The following is a 20007-nucleotide window of genomic DNA, read 5'->3' as shown; positions in this document are numbered from 1 at the left end:
GGGCAATTATTGGAACTCGCAGCGACACACGAGGAGCGCGCATGCCGTTGCGTGACGTCTGTTGAGATGCATCCAGCTGTCATTCGCGGCGAATGCCAGTGTTGCGATTCCTCGCGAAAAGACTCGCCGTGCGCTGAGGTTTTGGCGTCCGCTGCAAAGACTTTAACCTGGATGGAATGGCCTGGCGGGGCGCCAAGTCTGCTCAGAATAATCGTCAAATTTTCATTATTATTTCGTATCATGAGTTTTCCGAAATGTGAACATTGGAGGCTCGTGATGGGCGTTTCAAAGGTGAGTGGTCGCCCGGCGGTCGAAAGTCCAAGCACGGGAACTACGCAGCGCTTTAACGTGCGCGAGCAGATGCGACCTCTTGCTCGTGCCAACCAAAAGCAGGGCAACGAGGTCCGTACGAATGTGCGGAACGCGGATCCGTATGTACGAGCAGTTCCACACGATCCTACCCATGATGAGACCGAGAGTCTCCGGCAGCAGGTTGAGTTTTCGTTGGAAATTCTTGAAGATCTCGCTGTATTCTTGCCGAAGACAAAGGCGCTAATACACTTGGGGAGATGTGCACTCAACAAAAACGTTCTGGAAGGCGACCTCAAGCGTGCGAGAAAAGGTGTCGAGAGAGTCAAGAATGTCGCTCACGAGATTGCGGCTTCTGTCGGGCTAGCCTGAACAAATCCGCGCCCGAGAGATCTTTTTCGGATATTCGAGACGCCGGACGCCCGCTGGGTTAGTCTGACCGTGTGATTCACTGCGCGCTCATTGTCGGCATGGCTAGCGAGGCGCGGATCGCCCGGCGGTCCGGGCTGTCGATCGCGATTGGCGGTGGCACACCCCAAGGCGCGCGCGTAGCGGCGGAGCAGCTGCTGCAAGAAGGCGCGCGAAGCCTCGTCAGCTTTGGTCTTGCTGGTGGCTTGGATCCCGCGCTCACGCCTGGTGATCTTTTGGCGGCCGAGACAGTGTTGTCGGGCGGGCGGCTATTCCCTTGCGACGCGGCGCTCGTGCGGCGTCTCGGCGTCCGGAGCGTCCCGCTGTTGCTCGCAGGGGACGCCATCGTGGCGACCGCCCGCGAAAAGGCTCGCCTCTATGCCGAGTCCGGCGCGGCGGCGGTGGATTTGGAGAGCGGCGCTGTCGCCGAACTCGCCACCGAGGCGGGAATACCCTTCGCGGTCCTCCGCGCCATCTGTGACGGAGCAGACCGGAACCTGCCGAGAGCAGCCATGGAGGGGTTGGACTCGGCGGGGCGCATCGCCCCGTTCAAGCTCGTTGCGGCTTTGCTCCGCGATCCGGCGCAGATCTTTGGGCTTATCGCGCTCGGGAGAGATGCTGCTCGCGCACGGTCCGCGCTGCTTAAAGCGGCGCCAGGACTGGCCGCGCTAGGACGCTAGGCCAAAAGCGCCTGTCGGCATCAGGAGCGAGGCGCCGAAATGGCCTCGCCCCTCAGGCATCCGCTCAGTCAGCAGTACCCGCGACCTCAGCCGAGGAGGAGCTGCGTGTCACCCGGACCCGGCCTGCCTTGCTCGCCTTGATGCTCGCCATTTTGTCTTCGACATGCTTGCCGAAGACGTATTGCGCCGGGCGCTGGCCCTCCAGCGGGATCTCCCTCGCCATGGCGCCCTCAGTTTTTGGGCCGAAGATGGAGGTCTTGATGTAGGCGATCGGATTGTGCACGGCGGCGACCACGGCGGTCGACTCGTAGCCGGAATGCACCATGCAGTCGGCGCATTTCTCGTAATTGCCGGTACCGTAGCTGTCCCAGTCCGTCGTTTCCATCAGCTCGTTGTAGGTCTTGGCGTAACCCTCACCGAGCAGATAGCAGGGGCGCTGCCAGCCGAAGACGTTGCGAGTCGGCTTGCCCCATGGCGTGCAGGTAAACTCCTGATTGCCGGCGAGGAAGTCGAGGAACAGCGCCGACTGGTTGAACTTCCACTTCTTGCCCTTGCCGGCGCGGAAAATGCCGCGGAACAGCTCCTTCGTCTTCTGCCGGTTCAGGAAATGCGCCTGGTCAGGCGCCCGCTCATAGGCATAGCCCGGGGAGATCATGACGCCATCGATGCCCAGCGCCATGGCGTCGTCCATGAAGCGCGCGACCCGCTCCGGCTCGGCGCCATCGAACAGCGTGGTGTTGATGCAGAGCCGGAAGCCGGCGTCCTTGGCCTTCTTGATGGCCCTGGCGGCGATGTCATACACGCCGTCCTGGCAGACCGACTTGTCGTGCATCTCCTGATCGCCATCCAGATGGATGTCCCAGGCAAAATTCTTATGGGGCTTGTACAGCTCCATCTTCTTCTCGAGCAGCAGCGCGTTCGTGCAAAGGTAGATGAACTTACCCTTGGCGAGCAGCTTCTCGACGATTTCCGGCATCTCGCGGTGGAGCAGCGGCTCGCCGCCCGCGATGGCGATGACAGGGGCGCCGCACTCGTCGGCGGCTTCCAGGCATTCATCGACCGTCAGGCGCTGATTGAGGATATCGGACGGGTAGTCGATCTTGCCGCAGCCGTTACAGGCGAGGTTGCAGCGGAACAAGGGCTCCAGCATCAGCACAAGCGGATAGCGTTTGCGCCCCGAAAGATGCTGCTTGATGACATAGCTACCGACCTTCACGGCCTGGTTTAGCGGAACACCCATAGGCGTGTGAGCTCCTCGGCTGGCTCGAATGAACGGCACGACGTCACGGCAAAGCCGCGGGCCGCTCAACTAGGCGTGGAATTTACGGAAAAACGCAGCTAGTTCAAGGAAATAACACTCATGCCACATCCGCAACCTCAGGCGGCAAGCGGAAACGCACATCCTCCGGCACGCCGCTCAACAGGCCCACGCTGACCTCATCGAAGCGACGCAACCCGTCCAAAACGCCCTGCACCAGTATCTCAGGCGCCGAGGCCCCCGCGGTCAGGCCAACCGTCTGGACGCCCTCGAACCATTCCGGCCGCAGCCCGTCCGCATCATCGATAAGATATGACGTGCAGCCGAGTTCCTCGCCAAGCTCCTTGAGCCGATTCGAGTTCGAACTATTGCGAGATCCCACCACCAATATGACCTCGACCGACTTCGCTAGGTCGCGCACCGCCTGCTGGCGATTCTGGGTCGCATAGCAGATGTCCCGCACATCGGGACCCTGGACGGTGGGAAAGCGGTCCTTCAGCGCCTGGATGATGCCGCGCGTGTCGTCCACCGAGAGGGTCGTCTGGGTCACATAGGCGAGCTTGTTCTCGTCCGCGACTTCGAGCTTGCCGACATCCTCGGCGGTCTGGACGAGATGCACCTTGGCGGGGATTTGCCCGATCGTGCCCTCGACCTCGGCATGGCCGGCATGCCCGATGAGGACGATCTCGCGATCCTGCGCGGCATAGCGGCGGCCCTCGGCATGGACCTTGGCGACGAGCGGGCAGGTGGCGTCGATCACCGGCAGCCCGAGTGCCGCCGCCGAGTCCTGCACCTTCTTGGCGACGCCATGGGCGCTGAACACGGTGATGGCGCCTTCCGGCACCTCGTCGAGCTCATCGACGAAGACCGCGCCACGCTGGCGCAGATCCTCGACCACATGGCGGTTATGGACGATTTCGTGCCGCACATAGATCGGCGGACCGTATTTGATGAGCGCCCGCTCCACGATATCGATCGCGCGGACGACGCCCGCGCAGAAGCCGCGGGGCTGAGCCAGGAGGACACGCATTCTCTTTCGTCTTCTCCGATCGGGCGTCCGGGGCGCTAGAAAGCCACGGGGACGCGCCAGGGTGAGATAGGCCATTTTTGGAAGATGCGGCAACCACTTGCTGCACCGCACCCCATGGAGCCCTGCATTGCGTGGCCGCAAGACCACACTAGTGGCCTAAGTGTCACGCCCCCGGCGTGACAGGCTTGCCTTCAGGTCGCCGCTTGTTACAAACCGCTTCCGTGCCACATCCGGCGCAATGCCCGGTGTTGCTCGTCCGTGCCGACGACGCGCTTATGAGGGAGACGGCTCAAAGAGCCGAATAGACAATGACTCGCAGTCGTCGAAATTTTCTCGGACAGGCCCTGGTCGCTGCCGCCGTTTTTTCCGCGTCGCCCGCTTTCGCCCAGGCCGACGGGGCGCTCACCGCGCCGATCGGCACGCTCGGCAATGCTTTGCTCGCCGTCATGCGTTTAGGAAAGCAAACGCCCTTTCCCCAGCGCTACAACATGCTGGCGCCAGCCGTGGATCAGGCCTTCGATCTGGAGGACGTGCTACGAGTATCGGTCGGATCGTACTGGAATGGACTGCCAGCGGCGCAGCAGAGGAAATTGCTGCAGGCCTTCCGCAGTTTCATCATCGCGACCTACGTGTCGAACTTCAAATCCTACGACGGACAGACCTTCCTGATTTCGCCGACGATCCGGACGGTTGGCGCGGATCGTGTCATCAGCACTACCCTGGACAAGCCGCAGGGTGACGCGCTTCGTATGGATTATGTCATGCACGAGACGCCGATGGGTTGGAGAGTGCGCGACATCCTGCTCGATGGAACGATTAGCCGAGTCGCGGTCCAAAGGTCGGACTTCGCCTCACAGCTATCGCAGGGTGATGCCAGCCGCCTTATCGGCAGCCTGGACCAGAAGGTCTCCGTCCTGTCGGACGGCTCGATGAACGCCTGATCACTTGCCCCTGCTCGCCGATGCGACCGCCGCTTTCGCCTGCATCGGCCTAGTCCAGGCTGGGATGGGCGTTGCCGGCCTGCACCGGTTCTTTGGCGGGGCGGCCATGCCGCCCGGGGAACAACCTCCGGTCTCGATCCTCAAGCCGCTGAAGGGCGACGAGCCGCTGCTGGAGGCGGCGCTCGCCTCATTCTTCACGCTGGCCTATCCCAACTATCAGCTCGTCTTCGGCGTGCAGGACAGCACGGACCCGGCAATCGCCGTGGTGGAGCGGTTGCGGCGGCTTTTCCCTGAGCGGGATGTCGCCCTGGTAATCGATTCGACCCCGCATGGCGGCAACGGCAAGATCGCCAACCTCATCAATATGCTGCCGCAGGCGCGGCATGACCTTCTGATCCTCTCGGATTCCGATGTTCATGTGTCGCCGACCTTCATCGATTGTATGATCGCGGGCCTCATCGACCCGGAGGTTGGCGTTGTTACCGCGCTGTATACGGGGGTTGCCGGTGTCCCAGGCCTGCCCGCACGGCTCGGCGCCGCTCATATCAACCATGTGTTTCTGCCGGGTGTGCTTGCCGGCCACATGCTCGGCCGCGAGGATTGCCTGGGCGCGGCGCTTGCCCTGCGGCGCACGACTCTCGCGCGGATCGGTGGCCTGCTGGCGCTACTGCCTCACTTGGCCGATGACGCCGCGCTAGGCCGCCTTGCCCATGGTCTTGGCCTTCAGGTGGCACTCGCCCCGATCATCGTTATGACCACCGTGGCGGAGAGTAGTCTGCGCGCCCTGCTGCGGCATGAGTTGCGCTGGGCGCGCACCATCCGTTCGCTGGCGCCAGTATTCTATGCCACCTCCTTGCTGCAATACCCTTTGTTCTGGTCGCTGGTAACGCTGGCGGTCGCTGGACCCCGGCTATGGGCCTGGGTGTTTTTGGTTGTGGTCTGGCTGCTGCGTGCAACCGCGGCCCGAGCCCTGAGTGTGAGGCTTCGGCAAAACGGTTTCCCGCTCTGGCTGCTGCCGCTGCGCGAAATGCTCTCGGTTGGCATCGTCATAGCGGCCTATCTCGGCAACCAGGTTGTCTGGCGGGGCACCACCATGCAGGCCGTGGCCGGAGATGATCTGCGCCGTGTCGGGTCGCGCCCGCGGCGGTGGAAATTGAAGTTGAGACGAAGCGGGACAACGCCGCTCCCACGAGGTATAAGTCACTCATGATGAAGACATTGTTCTTGCAGCCGCCCTCCTTCGATGGATTCGATGGCGGCGCCGGGTCGCGCTATCAGGCCAAGCGCGAGATCAAGTCCTTCTGGTATCCGACCTGGCTGGCGCAGCCCGCCGCCATGGTGCCGGGCAGCCGCCTCATCGACGCGCCGCCGGCGCGGATGGGCATGGCGCCGGTCCTCGCGGATGTGAAGGGCAGGGACCTCGTCGTCATCCATACCTCGACACCGTCTTTCGCGAGCGACGTGAAAGTGGCGCAGCAGCTGAAGGATGCGAATCCCTCGGTGAAGATCGGCTTCGTCGGGGCCAAGGTCGCCGTGCAGCCGGCCGAGAGCCTGGCGGCTGGCGCGCCGATCGATTTCGTTGCGCGCAACGAGTTCGACTTCACGATCCAGGAGATCGCCGAGGGGCGGGACTTTGCCGCGGTCGACGGGATTTCCTATCGCGACCGCAATGGCCTGATCGTGCATAACAAGGACCGGGCGGTGCTGGAGGATATGGACCAGCTCCCCTTCGTGACCGATGTGTATAAGCGCGACCTCAAGATCGAGGATTACTTCATCGGCTATCTGATGCACCCCTATGTGTCGCTGTACACCGGGCGCGGCTGTAAATCCCGCTGTACCTTCTGTCTGTGGCCGCAGACGGTGGGTGGCCATCGCTACCGCGTGCGCAGCCCGGAGCATGTCGCGGAAGAGATCAAGCTCGCGAAGGCCTATTTCCCGCAGGTGCGCGAGTTCTTCTTCGACGACGATACCTTCACCGATAACCTGCCGCGTGCTGAGGCTATCGCGCGCGAATTGGGCAAGCTCGGTGTCACCTGGTCATGCAATGCGAAAGCAAATGTTCCGCGCTCGACGCTGAAGATTCTCAAAGACAATGGGTTGCGGCTGCTACTGGTCGGGTATGAGAGCGGCAACCAGCAGATCCTCTACAACATCAAGAAGGGCATGCGGATCGAGGTTGCCGAGCAGTTCACGAAGGACTGCCACGAGCTAGGCATCAAGATTCACGGCACCTTTATTCTCGGCCTGCCCGGGGAGACCAAGGAGACGATCCAGGAGACCATCCGTTTCGCGACCAAGATCAATCCGCATACCATCCAGGTGTCGCTCGCGGCGCCCTATCCCGGCACCGCGCTCTACAAGCAGGCGCTGGAGAATGGCTGGCTGGATGTGAGACATGCCGAGTTGATCGACGAGACAGGAATTCAGATCGCGCCGCTGAGCTATCCGGATCTCAATCACACCGAGATCTTCGACAACGTCGAGACCTTCTACAAGAAGTTCTATTTCCGCGCGCCGAAGATCGCCTCGATCGTGGGCGAGATGGTGGTCAGCCCGCAGATGATGGTCCGCCGGTTGCGCGAGGGCGTCGAGTTCTTCCAGTTCCTACGCGAGCGGAACAAGATCGCGGCTTGATGAGGGCGCCTGAAGTTCATCCCAGCTTAAGGGCGCAGGTTTACTTCTGCACCCTCAAGTCGGGAGCTGGGACATGGCTGCTACAATTAATGGTCTGCCACGCTTGGCCCATATGAATGACGCGCCGAAGCCGGGTGGTTTTACGCAGGTCGGAACACATGAGTTCGTCAACCATCCTGGCCCCGGCAATACTCACGTGTTTATCAATACGGGGGAGTTCCGGAAGAAGTTGAATTTCCAGGCTTTGCCGCCGTCTGAACGGAAAAAACTGATTGAACAGCAGCGCAGACTGGTCGACGCGCCTATAGGCGTCCTAGGGCGCGACGTGAAATATGGCCTTCTGCTGCGCCTCGGTCCGAACCTCTCGTTGACCAAGATGTGGAAGGAGATCCGTGTCGAATACGACAAATTGGTTGCCTGGGACGAGGAAGTTAACCTAGTTCCGCCGCGGGCCCAAAAGCGGCCGGGACAAGTAGATCGGATTAGCACCAATCGATTCGTTCAAATTCCCGTTCCTGGCGGTACGCACCGCGCACTAGATCGCGGTGCGTTCGCACAAGCAAAGAACGAGAGGCGCTAGGCGCAATTGCCAAAAAAACGTTGATGCTGGGCGCTCATCCTCGGACTTGATCTGAGCAATTGCCATTCAATCATCTATGTTATCGTGGCCGCATTCGATCCAGAGTTCCGGCCGTCCCTAGCAGGTGGTTCCGATGGCGTCCGACTACAGCCGCCGCGCCATCTTCTCGGCCGATGATTTCGGCCTCTCCCTCGCCGTCAATGAAGGCATCGAGCGGGCGCATCGCGAGGGCATCCTTTCCACCGCCAGCCTGATGGTCGCCGGAGATGCCGCCGCCGATGCAATCCGGCGCGCAAAGCGGCTGCCTGACCTGCGCGTTGGACTGCACCTCGTCGTGATCGAGGGGCCTGCGGTGCTGTCACCCGAAGTGATCCCCGATCTGGTGGATGTCTATGGGCAGTTCCCCAGCGAACAATTCGCCCTCGGCCGGCGCTATGCCTTCAGTCCAGCCACCCGGCAGCAACTCGCCGCCGAGATCGCGGCGCAATACCGGGCCTTCGCGGCGAGCGGCCTGACGCTCGATCACGCCAACGCGCATAAACATATGCACATGCATCCCCTCGTCGGGCGGCTATTGATCGAGACCGGATTGGCGCATGGCCTTCGCGCGCTTCGCATCCCGGCTGAACCGGCGGCGGTGATGGCGGAACTCGGCGCGCCACTGACAGCGGGCGCCCGCGCGCTGCTCGGCTGGACGCGGCTGCTGCGCGCCCAGGCGCGTCGCGCCGGGCTCGTCGCCAACGACCATGTCTTCGGCCTCGCCTGGAGTGGCCATATGACCACCGCTCGCGTGCTGCGGCTGATCTCGCGTCTGCCGCCCGGCCTCAGCGAGATCTACTTCCATCCGGCAGCCGGGCGCGATCCGCTGCTCGACCGCCTCATGCCGGATTACGAGCATGAGGCCGAACTCGCGGCGCTGCTCAGCCCCCGGCTGCCAGCCGCCCTCGAACGTGAGGGTGTCCTGCGTACGACCTACGCCGCATCGCGTTGACAGCGCCTCCGCGCCGCTTGCATGGTCCGGCCGCTTCACGCTGAGGAGAGAAGTGGCGATGACGACCGAGAGCCTGGCCGCGACCATCGATGCGCTCTGGGAGCGCCGGCAGGATCTCTCCTCCGCCACCCGCGGCGCCGATCGCGACGCGGTCGAGCAGGCGCTGGGGCTGCTGGAAGCGGGGGAGGCGCGGGTCGCCGAGCCGGGGCCGCAGGGCTGGCTCGTCAATCAATGGCTCAAGAAGGCGGTGCTGCTATCCTTCCGCCTCAACGACTCGATCGTCATGCCGGGCGCCGGCGGCGGTGGTCCGGGCTACGACAAGGTGCCGCTGAAATTCGAGGGCTGGGGCGACAACCGCTTTGCCGAGGGCGGTTTCCGCGCGGTGCCCGGCGCGGTAGTGCGCCGCTCGGCTTTCATCGGCAAAAACGTTGTGCTGATGCCGAGCTTCGTAAATGTCGGCGCCTATGTCGGCGCCTCGACGATGATCGACACCTGGTCGACGGTCGGGAGCTGCGCGCAGGTCGGGGCGAATTGCCATATCAGCGGCGGCGTCGGCCTTGGCGGCGTCTTGGAGCCGCTACAGGCCAATCCGGTGATCATCGAGGATGACTGCTTCGTCGGCGCGCGCTCGGAAGTCGCCGAGGGTGTCATTGTCGAGCGCGGCAGCGTCATCTCGATGGGCGTGTTTCTTGGCGCCTCGACCAAGATCGTGGATCGCGCGACCGGTACGGTGAGCTATGGCCGCGTGCCGGCCTATTCAGTGGTGGTGCCGGGCAGCCTGCCGGGCAAGGCGCTGGCCGATGGCACTCCCGGCCCGTCGCTCGCATGCGCGGTCATCGTCAAGCGGGTCGACGCGCGGACGCGGGAGAAGACCTCCATCAACGAGCTGCTCAGAACGTGAGCGAAGGGGACCTCCGCGATCCGCTCGGCCTAGCGCAGGCGCTGCTGCGCTGCCGGTCCGTCACGCCGGAGGATGGTGGCGCGCAAGCGGTTCTGGCGGCGGCGCTGGAGAGACTGGGTTTCACGGTTCACCACCTGCGCTTCGGCCGCATCGATAATCTTTACGCGCGGCGTGGCGAGGCGGGACCGCATTTCTGCTTCGCTGGCCACACGGATGTCGTGCCGCCGGGTGAGGGGTGGCGCCACGATCCCTTCGGGGGCGAGATCGAGGATGGGATCCTGTACGGTCGAGGCGCTTGCGATATGAAGGGCGGTATCGCGGCCTTCGTCGCCGGCGCGGCTCGGGCTATCGAAGCCAGCACGGCGCCATCGTCCATTAGCTTGCTCATAACGGGCGACGAGGAAGCCGAGGCGCTTGATGGCACGACCCGTGTGCTCGACTGGATGCGGGATCATGGCGAGGTGCCCGACTTCTGCCTGGTGGGCGAGCCGACCAACCCCGCGCGGCTCGGCGAGGTCATCAAGATCGGCCGGCGCGGCAGCCTGAATGCGGCGATCACCGTGAGCGGCGTGCAGGGTCACGTCGCCTACCCGCAGAGGGCGGATAACCCGGTCCACCGTTTGCTGGCGATTCTGGCGGTGTTGACCGGGCGCCGGCTGGATGAGGGCAACCGCTGGTTCGAGCCGTCAAGCCTCCAGGTGACGAGCATCGACGTGGGCAACCCTGCGACGAACCTTATCCCGGCTGAGGCGCGCGCGCGGCTCAATATCCGCTTCAACGACGAGCATAGCGGCGCCTCGCTGGAAGCCTGGATTCGCGAGGCCGTCGCGGCCCATGCGCCCCGTTCCGAGGTTGCCGTGCATCACACCGGCGGCAGCTTTCTGACTGATCCAGGCAGCCACGTTGCGACGCTCGCGCGGGCGATCAAAGCGAGTTTCGGTGCTGAACCGCGGCTGGATACAGGCGGCGGCACCTCGGATGCGCGGTTCATCACGCGGCTCTGCCCGGTGGCCGAGTTTGGCTTGGTCGGCGCGACAATGCATATGGTGGATGAACAGGTGCCGGTTGCTGAGTTGCGCGCGCTGGCCGTCGCCTATCAGGCCGTATTGGAGAGTTTCGGCCGATGAAGGCTTCCGCGAAGCCGCGCAATCTGCTGCGCGGCGTAGTGCTGCTCTGCCGGGGACGGGTCGAGGGGTTCGACGAGATCGGCACTGGCGCACAGGATTTCCTGTCGAGCCTGGCGCCGATGATCGCCTTTCCCCTGGTCGGCAGTCTGCTCATGCTGTCGCGCGGCCTGCCGCGTGACGCCGCCACCGATTTCCTTGCCACGCTCTGCGCTGTGCTGGCGCCGCCAGTGATCTCGCATGCGTTGGCACGGTATTGGCGGCGCGAGGCGATGTGGGCGCATTTCGCCACCGCCTTCAACTGGTGCCAGTGGATGCTGCCGCTGATCGCCGCCGTGTTGCTGCTCATCGGAGCGGCGCTGCTGCATGCCGGTGCGCCGATTGCCGTGCTTGGGTTGATCGGGTTGCTGTTGCTCGCTGGCTATGCGTTGTGGCTGCATTGGTTCCTCGCGCGGCATGGCCTCGGCCTGCCGCCGGGCCGTTCGGCGGTGCTCGTCATCGTGGTGAATCTGGGCACGATGGTTTTGGCCGTCGGGCCGCAACTCGCGCAGCGCTATCTTATCGGCGGCGCTGGATGAAGTCGGACTTGCGGCGGCTTGGCGCCGAGATGGTTCGTGGCGCGCATGGGATCGCGCTTCTGACCATCGGAAAACAGCGCGGCATCGCTTTTTTCGGTTCCGACGAAGACGCGACCCGTCGGAGCTTCATCACTGCCGTCATCGCCCTCCCCCTATTCGTGTTGTTGCGGCTGTTGGATTGGATCGCGGGTGTCGCACCGGCGGAGACCTCCCACGCCCTGGCGATTGATCTTCTGTCCTATGTCATCGGCTGGACGGGGTTCGTGCTGCTCTCTCGCCCCATCCTTCGGCAGATGGGGCAGGAGCGAAAATGGCCGCGCTACATCACGGCATGGAACTGGTGCAACCTGGCGCAATACGTTTTGCTGCTGGTCGCCGGGCTACCGACGCTGTTTCACGTCCAGCCGATTGTGGCCGAGACCGCCGCGCTGGTGGGCTTTGGCTGGGCGCTGTGGCTCGAATGGTATGTCGCGCGTCTGGCCTTGGAGGCGACGCCGCTGGCGGCCGCTTTCCTGGTCGTGGTGGATGTCGGGCTGACGGTCGCCCTGGGACTGCTTGCGACGCTGCCGTCCCAGGGGCTTTCTATTGGTTAGGGAAAGGGGAATTAGTCCTTAACGACGGCCCGACGCCCCGTCATGGCACGCGAAGGCGTGCGGGGCACCCCGCGCCATCCATGCCTTGCCTTCGTCGCCTAAGGCAAGGCGTGGATCCTCGGCCTTCGCCGAGGATGACGTAGTGGTATGAGCGTGAGACATCCCGTACTAGGGATGTCGCTCGGAAGCGGGCGAGTTGCTCAGACCCAGTCGTTGTTGTTGCTGCTGCCGTCGTCCCAGCCGCCGCCATTGTCATCGGCTGCGGGATCCGGCTGGGTTTGGTCGGGTGTCTGAGCGAAGCCGCCGCTGTCGTCCGGGGTGGTCCAGCCGCTCTGATCCGCACCTTGGCCTTGGCCAGCGCCCTGGTTCCAGGCGCCCTGGTCGCTGCCCCAACCCTGATCTTGCGTGGCGCCCTGGGGCGCTTCCTCGATGATCGTCGTGTTGCCGCCGGCGCCAGCCGCTCCGCCGAGTCCGCCCTCGCGGCCGGAGAACAACCCTTCCAGCGCGTTCGCGGCCATCACGCCACCCGCGACGCCCGCTGCCGTGGTCAATGCGGAGCCGAGGAAGCCCGAGCCTCCGCGCATGCCGCCGAGTCCGCCGCCAAAGCCAGGTCCACCCTGCTGCGCATAGCCCTGTTGCGGATAACCCTGCTGAGGCGGATAGCCCGGCGGCGGACCTCCAAAGCCCTGCTGGCCCTGATAAGGTTGCGCATAGGGCGCCCCCTGGCTTTGCCCCTGGGGCGGGCCGCCAAAGAGCCGGCTGAAGAAGCCGCTCGGCTGGCCTTGGCCCTGACCCTGCATCTGACCGGGCTGAACAGGCTGGCGCGCCTGCATCTGCTGCTCAAGCTGCTGAATGCGCTGACCCGCCGCCTCGAGCGCATGTTCCTGCGCGAAGGCGAATTGGGTCATCCGGTAGCGCGCCTCGGGGTATTGGCCAAACAGCGTCGAGAGATGCTGATCGGCCTCCGGGTCCAGCGGCGGCAGTGGCGGCAGCGGCTGACCACCCGTGGCGGGCACGGAGCCGCCAGAGGGCGCGCCGGCCACCCGCTGCACGAAGCGGGCGATGATGTCGCGTTCTTCGGAGTTCATGTCGGAACCTCGTTCCAAATTTCGGTCGCCGCGAAGATGTGGGCGAGCGGCGCGATATTTCCATTGCGGAGGGCGATCCGCAACACGCGCGAAGGCACGGGGTCAGTGACCGCCGCGGTTCGGAAGGCCGAGCCGTGGCCATTCGATCGCCGGACAGCGATCCATGATGACGGTCAGACCGGCGGCGCGCGCCTTGTCCGCGGCCTGCCGGTCGATCACGCCCAGCTGCATCCAGACCACGTGCGCGCCCAGCCGCATCGCATCGGAGACTACGGGCGCGACATGCTCGGAGGCACGGAAGATATCGACGATCTCGAGCGGGCCAGCCTCGTCGAGGGTCGCGACCACGGTTTTGCCGTGGATCGTCTGTCCGGCGAGGCCGGGATTGACGGGTGTCACGTCAAAGCCATGGCGGAGCAGGAAGCCCATCACGCCGTGCGAGGGCCGTTCCGGCTTGTTTGAAGCACCGACCAGAGCGACGCGGCGGTAGCCCGTCAAGGCCGCGCGAATGTCATCGTCGGTGGTGGCGGGACCGGACGTGACGCTTGGGACGCTCATGGCGCTGATCTCCCTTTTCGTTCTGCGAGCTTGTGTCGTTGCTAACAGTGGCGGCTTGAGGGCATCACCCTGCTAACTTCGCGGCGCAGTTTAACGCAGGTCAATTCGTGGAACCTTAAGGCGCGGCGTGCGGAAGCTTCCACGTAAGCCGAATATAGGAAAGAGGCGATGATCAGGAGACGAGATCTGGGTTTGAGCGCCGGCGCCGCGCTCGCCCTGGGTTCTTTGCACGGCCGCTCCGCAATGGCTGGGACCGCAGCACCCTTAGCACCCACCGCCGCCACACCAGCAGGCGCCTCTCCGGCAGCTGGGGCGACCAGTCCCGCGATGACCGAGCGGCTGGCAGCCATCGAAACGGCAAGTGACGGGCGGCTCGGGGTCGCCATCGCGGATATGGGTAGCGGGAGCCTGCTCGGCTACCGGGCCGCCGAGCGCTTTCCCCTGTGCAGCGTCTATAAGCTGCTCGCGGCCGCGGCGGTGCTTGCTCTGGTCGATGCCGGGAAGGCCGATCTCGACCGCCGGATCGTTTACGGACGGCACGCGGTCCTCGACGGTTCACCGGTCACGCTGAAGCATATCGGCGGGAAGGGACTGTCGCTCGCGCATCTCTGCGACGCCGCCGTCACGCGGAGCGACAATACCGCCGGCAATCTCCTGCTGTCGTTCCTCGGCGGCCCGGCCGCCTTGACGGCCTATATCCGCTCCATCGGTGACGACGCCACGCGGGTAGATCGCGGCGAGCCGGACGTCAATCAGGCGACACCCGGAGACCCGAAGGACACCACCGTTCCGGCGGCCATGCTCTCGGACCTGCTGGCCTTCTTGCAGGGCAACAAGCTTTCCGCCCCATCCCGCGCGCAGCTCATGACCTGGATGCGCGGCTGCAAGACTGGCTCCGGCCGCCTTGAGGCTGGGCTGCCGAAGGGCTGGCATATCGGTGACAAAACCGGCTCCGGCGGCTACGGGACCACGAATGACGTGGGCATTGTCTGGCCCTCGAGTGGAGCGCCAATCCTCGTCGCCGCTTTTCTCACGGATACGACCGTTCCGGCGGCCCGGCGCAACGCCGCGCTCGCGGCTGTGGGCGCCATCGTGGGTGAACTCAGGGCCTAAGCCACTGTCTGAAAATGCGCTGCTCGCGCATTTCCCAAGTCTGCACCGGCCCTCACCCCCACCCGGCCACCCACGACGGTATGCTGATGGGTGGCCGGGTGGGGGTGAGGGCCGGTGCAGACTTGTCATCAAACGGGTCCTGAGCGACTGCGGTATCATAATACCGCATGGCAAATCCCTTGACGTTTTCAGGCCACGCCATCATAAGGCGGTCATTCTTCAAGGGACTGAGTTAGGATGAAGACGACCCTCTCGCTGAAGCCTTCCGAGGCTCGCAAGAACTGGGTGCTCATCGACGCTAAGGGTCTGGTGCTGGGGCGTCTCGCCGTCATCATCGCGACCTATTTGCGCGGCAAGCACAAAGCCCAGTTCACCCCGCATGTCGATTGCGGCGACAATGTCATCGTGATCAACGCGAAAGAGATCGCGGTCACGGGTAAGAAGGCCGAGCAGGCCATCTTCCACTGGCACACCGGCTATGCCGGCGGCATCAAGCAGCGCACCCTCGGTGAGCGCCTCAACAGCGCGCATCCGGAGCGCGTCATCGAGAAGGCGGTCGAGCGCATGATCACGCGCGGCCCGCTGCAGCGGCAGCAGATGCGCCACCTGCATGTCTACGCAGGCGATGAGCATCCCCATGCCGGCCAGCAGCCCGCTGCCCTCGATATCGGCGCCTTGAACCGCAAGAACAGGAGGGTCTGACCATGTCCGAGACCCAGATGGAAGCCGAGATCGAGGCCCCGGTCCGCACCGGCACGCTTGCCGACCTCAAGGATGCGCCGATCGCCGTCGCCGCCGAGCGCGAGGTCGTCCATGTCGAACCGAAGCGCGATGCTTTCGGCCGTTCCTATGCCACCGGCCGCCGCAAGGATGCCGTTGCTCGCGTTTGGATCAAGCCGGGCAAGGGTGAGATCATCGTCAACGGCAAGAAGGCGGCGCAGTATTTCGCCCGCCCCGTGCTGCGAATGCTGATCACCCAGCCTTTCCTGGTCTCCGACCGCTACAACCAGTTCGACGTGATCTGCACGGTCACGGGCGGCGGTCTTTCCGGCCAGGCGGGCGCGGTGCGGCACGGCATCAGCCGGGCGCTGAGCTATTACGAGCCGGCCTTGCGTGGCATCCTGAAGGTGGCGGGCTTCCTCACCCGCGACAGCCGCACGGTCGAGCGTAAGAAATACGGTCGCGCCAAGGCTCGCCGTAGCTTCCAGTTCAGCAAGCGCTGACGGGTACAGCCACCATGCCGGATACGGCAGGGCGGCCGCGGGTCTTCATCGATGGCGAGGCCGGCACCACCGGCCTCGGCATTCGTCAGCGGCTGGAGGGCATGCCTGGCATCGCCCTCCTCAGCATTGCGTCGGGGCGCCGCAAGGATGCCGAGGCGCGGCTGATGCTGATGGCGGAAGCCGACGTCGTTGTGCTTTGCTTGCCGGACGAGGCGGCGCGCGAGGCGGTGGCCCTGGCCAATACGCTGGGTGCCGAGGCGCCCCGGATCCTCGACGCGAGCAGTGCCCATCGCGTGGGCGATGGCTGGGTCTATGGCTTTCCGGAATTGGAACCTGGGCAGGGCGCGCGAATCGCTGATGCCGCGCGCGTCAGCAACCCGGGCTGCTACGCGACGGGCGCCATCGCCCTGCTGCGCCCGCTGGTGACGGCGGGTTTGGTTCCGGCCGACTATCCTCTCAGCATCAATGCGGTCAGCGGCTATAGCGGCGGCGGCCGTAGCATGATCGAGGCGCATGAGGCCAAGGGCGGCCCGGCTTTCGAGCTTTACGGTCTGACGCTCGAACACAAGCATGTGCCGGAGATCACGCGGCATTCGGGCTTGCAGCACCGGCCGATCTTCGTGCCGTCGGTCGGGCATTTCCGCCAGGGCATGCTGGTCTCGGTGCCGCTGCATCTCGATGCGCTGCCGAGCAAGCCAAAAACACGCGATCTGGTCTCCGTGCTCTCCACACATTATCAGGACGCGGCAGAGATTCGCGTGACCTCTGGTTCGCTGACCCGGCTGGAGCCTGAGGTGCTGAACGATACCAATGCGATGGAGCTTGCCGTCGTCTCGCATGATGGCCATGGCCACGTCGTGCTTGTCGCCACGCTGGATAATCTCGGCAAAGGCGCCTCGGGCGCCGCGGTGCAGAACTTGCGGCTGATGCTCGGCCTTGCATGAGGCGGCGGCCATGAGCGGCGGCGTCTATCGGTTCGAGGGCACGGAGCCTGATATCCATCCGACAGCCTGGATCGCGCCGACCGCCATTGTGCTCGGGCGGGTCGAGATCGGCGAGGGGTCGAGCGTCTGGTATCACTGCGTGGTGCGGGGCGACACCAACTTCATCCGCATCGGCAAGCGCACCAATATCCAGGACGGGTCCATCCTCCATGTGAACCGCGTGACGCATCCCTGCATTCTGGGTGATGACGTGACGGTCGGGCATGCCGCGATCGTCCATGCCTGCACGGTCGAGGATCGCGGCTTCGTCGGCATGGGCGCCACCGTGCTGGACGGCGCCGTGATCGAGGCCGGCGGATTGCTTGCGGCGGGCGCCTTGCTGGCGCCGAACAAGCGGATCGGCCGCAATGAGCTGTGGGCTGGCGCGCCGGCTCGCTTCGTCCGCGTCATGAGCGAGGCGGAGCTTGCCGGCTTCGCCGCGACGGCCGAGCACTACGTGCAGTTGTCCGAACGGCACCGGGTCGGGACGTCACGGTTGAGCCCGAGCGAATAAAGCCGTCGCTGCCGTGTTCACGTCGGTTGAGCCCGGCCTCGCGAAGTTGCGCGCGGCCGAGGAGCGTTGGCTTGCATCCGCACGTCGCCATCGCACGTAGTGTAACTGAACTTCTGGTTGGGTGATGCCATGACGCGCTTCCGCCTGCTTCTTTCGGCCGCGACGCTTATGGCTTTGGCATCCTGCGGGTATGCCACTCGACTGCCCAATACGGCGACGATGCCGCCGGGTGCCTTGCATACCAACGGCGACATCGATGTCCGCTCGCTGAATATCGCGGCCTATGATTTTGGGCGCCATATGCAGGATCCGGCGCAGGCCGCGGATGCGATCGCGGCACTCGATTATATGGGCGGCAAGCTCAACACCTCGCCGAGGTGGACGACCAGTATGCCCGCGCTGTGGCGCGCCCAGATGCTCGAATCCCGCAAGATCATCCGAGCCTATGTGGGGATCAGCCCCGACGCTCCGTCGCAGGCTGTGGTCGATACGATGCTGAACCTCGCCCAAGCTTATCGCGCCAATGATCAAGCAGCGGTGCAGACGCTGCTGGCGACGCCGATCTTCACGGTTCCGCCTGCCGAGGTGCAGGCGAAGCTAGCCGACATCCCGGTTAATCCGACGGTCAATAACGCGACGACGCATGCCGACGCCTACGCCTTTAGTTTCACCGTGCCTGGCTAAATCGAGTTTCACGCGCTGAGGGACAGGCGGGCACGGATGCCCGCCTTGCTCCGCGCGGGTCCTCCGCTATACAGCCCGGATGGACCTCAAAGATCACATCCGGGCGATCCCCGATTTTCCTAAGCCCGGCATTCTTTTCTATGACATCTCGACCCTGCTTCGGGATGCGGATGCCTGGCAGGTCGCGATGGGCCGCATGGCACGTATCATCCGCAGCTACCAACCCGACATGCTGGCGGGCATTGAAAGCCGCGGCTTTCTCTTTGCCGCACCCCTCGCGTTGAAGCTCGGCTGCGGCTTCGTGATGCTGCGCAAACCGGGCAAGCTGCCGGGCGAGGTTGTCAGCCTCGAATACGAGCTGGAGTATCGGCGCGACCGGATCGAGATCCAGGCCGATGCGGTGGCACCAGGAACCCGAGTGATGGTCATTGACGATCTTCTGGCGACGGGCGGGACGTTGGCAGCCGGCATCCGGTTGCTGCGTACGGTCGGCGCCGAGGTGCCGGCGGCGATGACGCTGATCGAACTGACTTTCCTCGAAGGGCGCAAACAGCTCGACGTCCCGTTCCAGGCGCTTCTGAGCTACGACAGCTGAAGGCGGCCAAACCTCACCAAATTTGTCCTCGGGTGGAACGACGCCTAGGTCTATCAGCCGAGTCGCATTGTTAGGCGATTCCGCTTGAACTCATCCTGCGCTAGGAGGAAGGGGTTCCGATGCCTCCGAAATTGATCGACCGCCGTCGCCTTCTGGTGTCGAGCCTTGGGTTGCCGCTCCTCAGCATGTCCGCCGCGCGGGCCGCCACGATCGCCGAACCGGTGGGCTTCCCGGACGGTGTCACCTTCCTGACCAGCGGCCCGGCGCACGGCTATATTTCTGGCTGGGCCAAGCTGCTGGGCCCCTATCTGCTGCAAGGCCTGCCGCGCGGCACGGCTGCCCGGCACGACGACATGGGCGGGCCGGATGGCGTGACCGTCGCCAATGCTTTCGGACTGCGCATCGCACCCGATGGGGCAACCCTGATGTTCGCGCCCGGCGCGGCGCTACTGGCATGGCTGCGCGGTGACGGCCGGGTGAAGTTCGACCCTGGTCATTGGATTGCGATTGTGGCGGGCGTGACGCCGGCGGTGCTGGTTGGTCGTGGCCCGCTGATGCGCGGGTCGCAGCCCGTGCGTCTCGCGGCGACGAACCCGGTCGGCCCGGAGCTTGCGGCGCTGCTCGCGCTTGATCTGCTTGGCATCCGGGCGGTTCCGGCGCCCACCGCGCCCACGCTGGACTATATCGGCCAGGCCTTGCGCGGCGGCTCGATCGACTATGCCTTGGTAAGCGGCCCGAAGGTTCGAGAGGCGCTCGCAAGCCTCCGCAACCAGGGCATCGCGCCGCTTATGACCCTTGGAGCTACCGGGGCGGATGGCACGGCGGTTCGCGACCCTCTGCTGCCATCCGTGCCGACGCTGAGCGAATTTCTCAAAGCGAACGGGATTGTGCCGACGGCCACGCGCCTGGCGGCCTATGACGCGGCTGCCTCAGCCGCGCGCACGTGCTTCGTCGCGACGCTACCGGATCTGCTGCGACCTTCCGCGCTCGCCGAGTGGCGGCGCGGCGCGGGTATCGTCGATGACAGTCTGTCGGTTGCCTCGGTGAGCGACCCGCAGGATGTGCGATTGCTCACGAATAACGCGGCTGCAACGCATCTCGCTGCTGTCCTCGCTGGGGCGCCGGCGATCCCCTTGATCAACCGGATGGTTCAGCAACGCTCGGCCGCGCGGTTGGGCTAGGCGGCCATTGGCCAGGTAGCAGCCGTCGGCACTTTCGC

General features: G+C 64.5%; 22 protein-coding genes. 18 read left to right on the top strand and 4 right to left on the bottom strand.

All coding sequences use genetic code 11. The features are described from left to right. The first annotated feature begins 752 nt into the window (after nucleotides 1–752). Nucleotides 753–1397 (top strand): hypothetical protein, encoded by a 645-nt coding sequence (locus GSQ83_RS02010; protein WP_256367060.1) that lies wholly within the window; start codon nucleotides 753–755, stop codon nucleotides 1395–1397. A 64-nt stretch (nucleotides 1398–1461) separates the two neighbouring features. On the opposite strand, the gene hpnH is transcribed toward GSQ83_RS02010, so the two are convergent. Both hpnH and ispH read right to left on the bottom strand, forming a co-directional pair. Continuing rightward, nucleotides 1462–2637, bottom strand: coding sequence for an adenosyl-hopene transferase HpnH (gene hpnH / locus GSQ83_RS02005; RefSeq protein ID WP_158801043.1), 1176 nt, complete (start codon nucleotides 2635–2637; stop codon nucleotides 1462–1464). A 118-nt stretch (nucleotides 2638–2755) separates the two neighbouring features. Continuing rightward, complete coding sequence (ispH, locus tag GSQ83_RS02000) at nucleotides 2756–3685, bottom strand: 4-hydroxy-3-methylbut-2-enyl diphosphate reductase (RefSeq protein WP_158801042.1); 930 nt, start codon at nucleotides 3683–3685, stop codon at nucleotides 2756–2758. Between the two features lie 308 nt (nucleotides 3686–3993). Between ispH and GSQ83_RS01995 the strand changes: the two genes are divergently transcribed. The 9 genes from GSQ83_RS01995 (at nucleotide 3994) to GSQ83_RS01955 (ending at nucleotide 12030) form a co-directional block, all read left to right on the top strand. Beyond that, nucleotides 3994–4626 carry an ABC transporter substrate-binding protein gene (locus GSQ83_RS01995; RefSeq protein WP_158801041.1) on the top strand — a complete coding sequence of 211 codons (633 nt, stop codon included), beginning with the start codon at nucleotides 3994–3996 and terminating at the stop codon, nucleotides 4624–4626. Between the two features lie 4 nt (nucleotides 4627–4630). Further along, nucleotides 4631–5836, top strand: a complete 1206-nt coding sequence (gene hpnI, locus GSQ83_RS01990) for a bacteriohopanetetrol glucosamine biosynthesis glycosyltransferase HpnI (RefSeq protein ID WP_158801040.1) — start codon at nucleotides 4631–4633, stop codon at nucleotides 5834–5836. Next, nucleotides 5833–7263, top strand: coding sequence for a hopanoid biosynthesis associated radical SAM protein HpnJ (gene hpnJ / locus GSQ83_RS01985; protein WP_158801039.1), 1431 nt, complete (start codon nucleotides 5833–5835; stop codon nucleotides 7261–7263). Before hpnI ends, hpnJ begins: the two co-directional genes overlap by 4 nt. A 73-nt stretch (nucleotides 7264–7336) precedes the next feature. Beyond that, a complete protein-coding gene (locus GSQ83_RS01980; protein ID WP_158801038.1) occupies nucleotides 7337–7843 on the top strand; it encodes a hypothetical protein in 507 nt (168 codons plus the stop codon). Nucleotides 7844–7976: 133 nt separating this feature from the next. After that, the gene (gene hpnK, locus GSQ83_RS01975; RefSeq protein WP_158801037.1) at nucleotides 7977–8834 is read left to right on the top strand and encodes a hopanoid biosynthesis-associated protein HpnK; all 858 of its coding nucleotides are present in this window, start codon (nucleotides 7977–7979) and stop codon (nucleotides 8832–8834) included. A 58-nt stretch (nucleotides 8835–8892) separates the two neighbouring features. Further along, the gene (gene dapD, locus GSQ83_RS01970; RefSeq protein WP_158801036.1) at nucleotides 8893–9735 is read left to right on the top strand and encodes a 2,3,4,5-tetrahydropyridine-2,6-dicarboxylate N-succinyltransferase; all 843 of its coding nucleotides are present in this window, start codon (nucleotides 8893–8895) and stop codon (nucleotides 9733–9735) included. Beyond that, on the top strand, nucleotides 9732–10862 hold the full coding sequence (dapE, locus tag GSQ83_RS01965; protein ID WP_254065448.1) for a succinyl-diaminopimelate desuccinylase: 1131 nt from the start codon (nucleotides 9732–9734) through the stop codon (nucleotides 10860–10862). The genes dapD and dapE overlap by 4 nt, the downstream gene beginning before the upstream one ends. Further along, the gene (locus tag GSQ83_RS01960; RefSeq protein WP_158801034.1) at nucleotides 10859–11437 is read left to right on the top strand and encodes a hypothetical protein; all 579 of its coding nucleotides are present in this window, start codon (nucleotides 10859–10861) and stop codon (nucleotides 11435–11437) included. The genes dapE and GSQ83_RS01960 overlap by 4 nt, the downstream gene beginning before the upstream one ends. Next, entirely contained in the window at nucleotides 11434–12030 is a 597-nt protein-coding gene (locus tag GSQ83_RS01955; protein ID WP_158801033.1) for a hypothetical protein, read from the top strand. The genes GSQ83_RS01960 and GSQ83_RS01955 overlap by 4 nt, the downstream gene beginning before the upstream one ends. A 200-nt stretch (nucleotides 12031–12230) precedes the next feature. Here the strand turns inward: GSQ83_RS01955 and GSQ83_RS01950 are convergent, their stop codons facing one another. Together GSQ83_RS01950 and GSQ83_RS01945 are read right to left on the bottom strand one after the other, a co-directional pair. Beyond that, the gene (locus GSQ83_RS01950; protein WP_158801032.1) at nucleotides 12231–13118 is read right to left on the bottom strand and encodes a DUF2076 family protein; all 888 of its coding nucleotides are present in this window, start codon (nucleotides 13116–13118) and stop codon (nucleotides 12231–12233) included. A gap of 102 nt (nucleotides 13119–13220) precedes the next feature. Next, nucleotides 13221–13676, bottom strand: a complete 456-nt coding sequence (locus GSQ83_RS01945) for a CoA-binding protein (protein ID WP_158801031.1) — start codon at nucleotides 13674–13676, stop codon at nucleotides 13221–13223. A 168-nt stretch (nucleotides 13677–13844) separates the two neighbouring features. Between GSQ83_RS01945 and bla the strand changes: the two genes are divergently transcribed. The 8 genes from bla (at nucleotide 13845) to GSQ83_RS01905 (ending at nucleotide 19969) form a co-directional block, all read left to right on the top strand. Continuing rightward, on the top strand, nucleotides 13845–14789 hold the full coding sequence (gene bla / locus GSQ83_RS01940) for a class A beta-lactamase (RefSeq protein ID WP_158801030.1): 945 nt from the start codon (nucleotides 13845–13847) through the stop codon (nucleotides 14787–14789). A gap of 237 nt (nucleotides 14790–15026) precedes the next feature. Beyond that, nucleotides 15027–15491: a 50S ribosomal protein L13 gene (gene rplM, locus GSQ83_RS01935; protein ID WP_158801029.1), complete on the top strand. Its 465-nt coding sequence runs from the start codon at nucleotides 15027–15029 to the stop codon at nucleotides 15489–15491. A gap of 2 nt (nucleotides 15492–15493) precedes the next feature. Next, entirely contained in the window at nucleotides 15494–16012 is a 519-nt protein-coding gene (gene rpsI, locus GSQ83_RS01930; RefSeq protein ID WP_158801028.1) for a 30S ribosomal protein S9, read from the top strand. A gap of 14 nt (nucleotides 16013–16026) precedes the next feature. Beyond that, nucleotides 16027–16956 (top strand): N-acetyl-gamma-glutamyl-phosphate reductase, encoded by a 930-nt coding sequence (gene argC / locus GSQ83_RS01925; protein ID WP_158801027.1) that lies wholly within the window; start codon nucleotides 16027–16029, stop codon nucleotides 16954–16956. A 10-nt stretch (nucleotides 16957–16966) separates the two neighbouring features. After that, on the top strand, nucleotides 16967–17509 hold the full coding sequence (locus tag GSQ83_RS01920) for a gamma carbonic anhydrase family protein (RefSeq protein ID WP_158801026.1): 543 nt from the start codon (nucleotides 16967–16969) through the stop codon (nucleotides 17507–17509). A gap of 129 nt (nucleotides 17510–17638) precedes the next feature. Beyond that, nucleotides 17639–18193, top strand: a complete 555-nt coding sequence (locus GSQ83_RS01915; protein WP_158801025.1) for a hypothetical protein — start codon at nucleotides 17639–17641, stop codon at nucleotides 18191–18193. Nucleotides 18194–18272: 79 nt separating this feature from the next. Then, a complete protein-coding gene (locus GSQ83_RS01910) occupies nucleotides 18273–18788 on the top strand; it encodes an adenine phosphoribosyltransferase (RefSeq protein ID WP_158801024.1) in 516 nt (171 codons plus the stop codon). 119 nt (nucleotides 18789–18907) lie between these two features. Continuing rightward, the gene (locus GSQ83_RS01905; RefSeq protein WP_158801023.1) at nucleotides 18908–19969 is read left to right on the top strand and encodes a hypothetical protein; all 1062 of its coding nucleotides are present in this window, start codon (nucleotides 18908–18910) and stop codon (nucleotides 19967–19969) included. The last annotated feature ends 38 nt before the right edge of the window (nucleotides 19970–20007 follow it).

Source organism: Acidisoma sp. L85 (assembly GCF_009765865.1).
Lineage (GTDB): Bacteria > Pseudomonadota > Alphaproteobacteria > Acetobacterales > Acetobacteraceae > Acidisoma.
The sequence above is the reverse complement of the archived record's forward strand: the minus strand, read 5'-3'. Positions and strand labels throughout refer to the sequence as shown.

Coding starts and splice junctions, on each gene's coding strand:
- GSQ83_RS01920 (WP_158801026.1), top strand. CDS start 16,967: ATGAGCGGCGGCGTCTATCGGTTCGAGGGCACGGAGCCTGATATCCAT.
- hpnH (WP_158801043.1), bottom strand. CDS start 2,637: ATGGGTGTTCCGCTAAACCAGGCCGTGAAGGTCGGTAGCTATGTCATC.
- argC (WP_158801027.1), top strand. CDS start 16,027: ATGCCGGATACGGCAGGGCGGCCGCGGGTCTTCATCGATGGCGAGGCC.
- GSQ83_RS01905 (WP_158801023.1), top strand. CDS start 18,908: ATGCCTCCGAAATTGATCGACCGCCGTCGCCTTCTGGTGTCGAGCCTT.
- rpsI (WP_158801028.1), top strand. CDS start 15,494: ATGTCCGAGACCCAGATGGAAGCCGAGATCGAGGCCCCGGTCCGCACC.
- GSQ83_RS01980 (WP_158801038.1), top strand. CDS start 7,337: ATGGCTGCTACAATTAATGGTCTGCCACGCTTGGCCCATATGAATGAC.
- bla (WP_158801030.1), top strand. CDS start 13,845: ATGATCAGGAGACGAGATCTGGGTTTGAGCGCCGGCGCCGCGCTCGCC.
- GSQ83_RS01945 (WP_158801031.1), bottom strand. CDS start 13,676: ATGAGCGTCCCAAGCGTCACGTCCGGTCCCGCCACCACCGACGATGAC.
- GSQ83_RS01960 (WP_158801034.1), top strand. CDS start 10,859: ATGAAGGCTTCCGCGAAGCCGCGCAATCTGCTGCGCGGCGTAGTGCTG.
- rplM (WP_158801029.1), top strand. CDS start 15,027: ATGAAGACGACCCTCTCGCTGAAGCCTTCCGAGGCTCGCAAGAACTGG.
- GSQ83_RS01915 (WP_158801025.1), top strand. CDS start 17,639: ATGACGCGCTTCCGCCTGCTTCTTTCGGCCGCGACGCTTATGGCTTTG.
- GSQ83_RS01910 (WP_158801024.1), top strand. CDS start 18,273: ATGGACCTCAAAGATCACATCCGGGCGATCCCCGATTTTCCTAAGCCC.
- ispH (WP_158801042.1), bottom strand. CDS start 3,685: ATGCGTGTCCTCCTGGCTCAGCCCCGCGGCTTCTGCGCGGGCGTCGTC.
- dapD (WP_158801036.1), top strand. CDS start 8,893: ATGACGACCGAGAGCCTGGCCGCGACCATCGATGCGCTCTGGGAGCGC.
- GSQ83_RS01995 (WP_158801041.1), top strand. CDS start 3,994: ATGACTCGCAGTCGTCGAAATTTTCTCGGACAGGCCCTGGTCGCTGCC.
- hpnK (WP_158801037.1), top strand. CDS start 7,977: ATGGCGTCCGACTACAGCCGCCGCGCCATCTTCTCGGCCGATGATTTC.
- GSQ83_RS01955 (WP_158801033.1), top strand. CDS start 11,434: ATGAAGTCGGACTTGCGGCGGCTTGGCGCCGAGATGGTTCGTGGCGCG.
- GSQ83_RS01950 (WP_158801032.1), bottom strand. CDS start 13,118: ATGAACTCCGAAGAACGCGACATCATCGCCCGCTTCGTGCAGCGGGTG.
- hpnJ (WP_158801039.1), top strand. CDS start 5,833: ATGATGAAGACATTGTTCTTGCAGCCGCCCTCCTTCGATGGATTCGAT.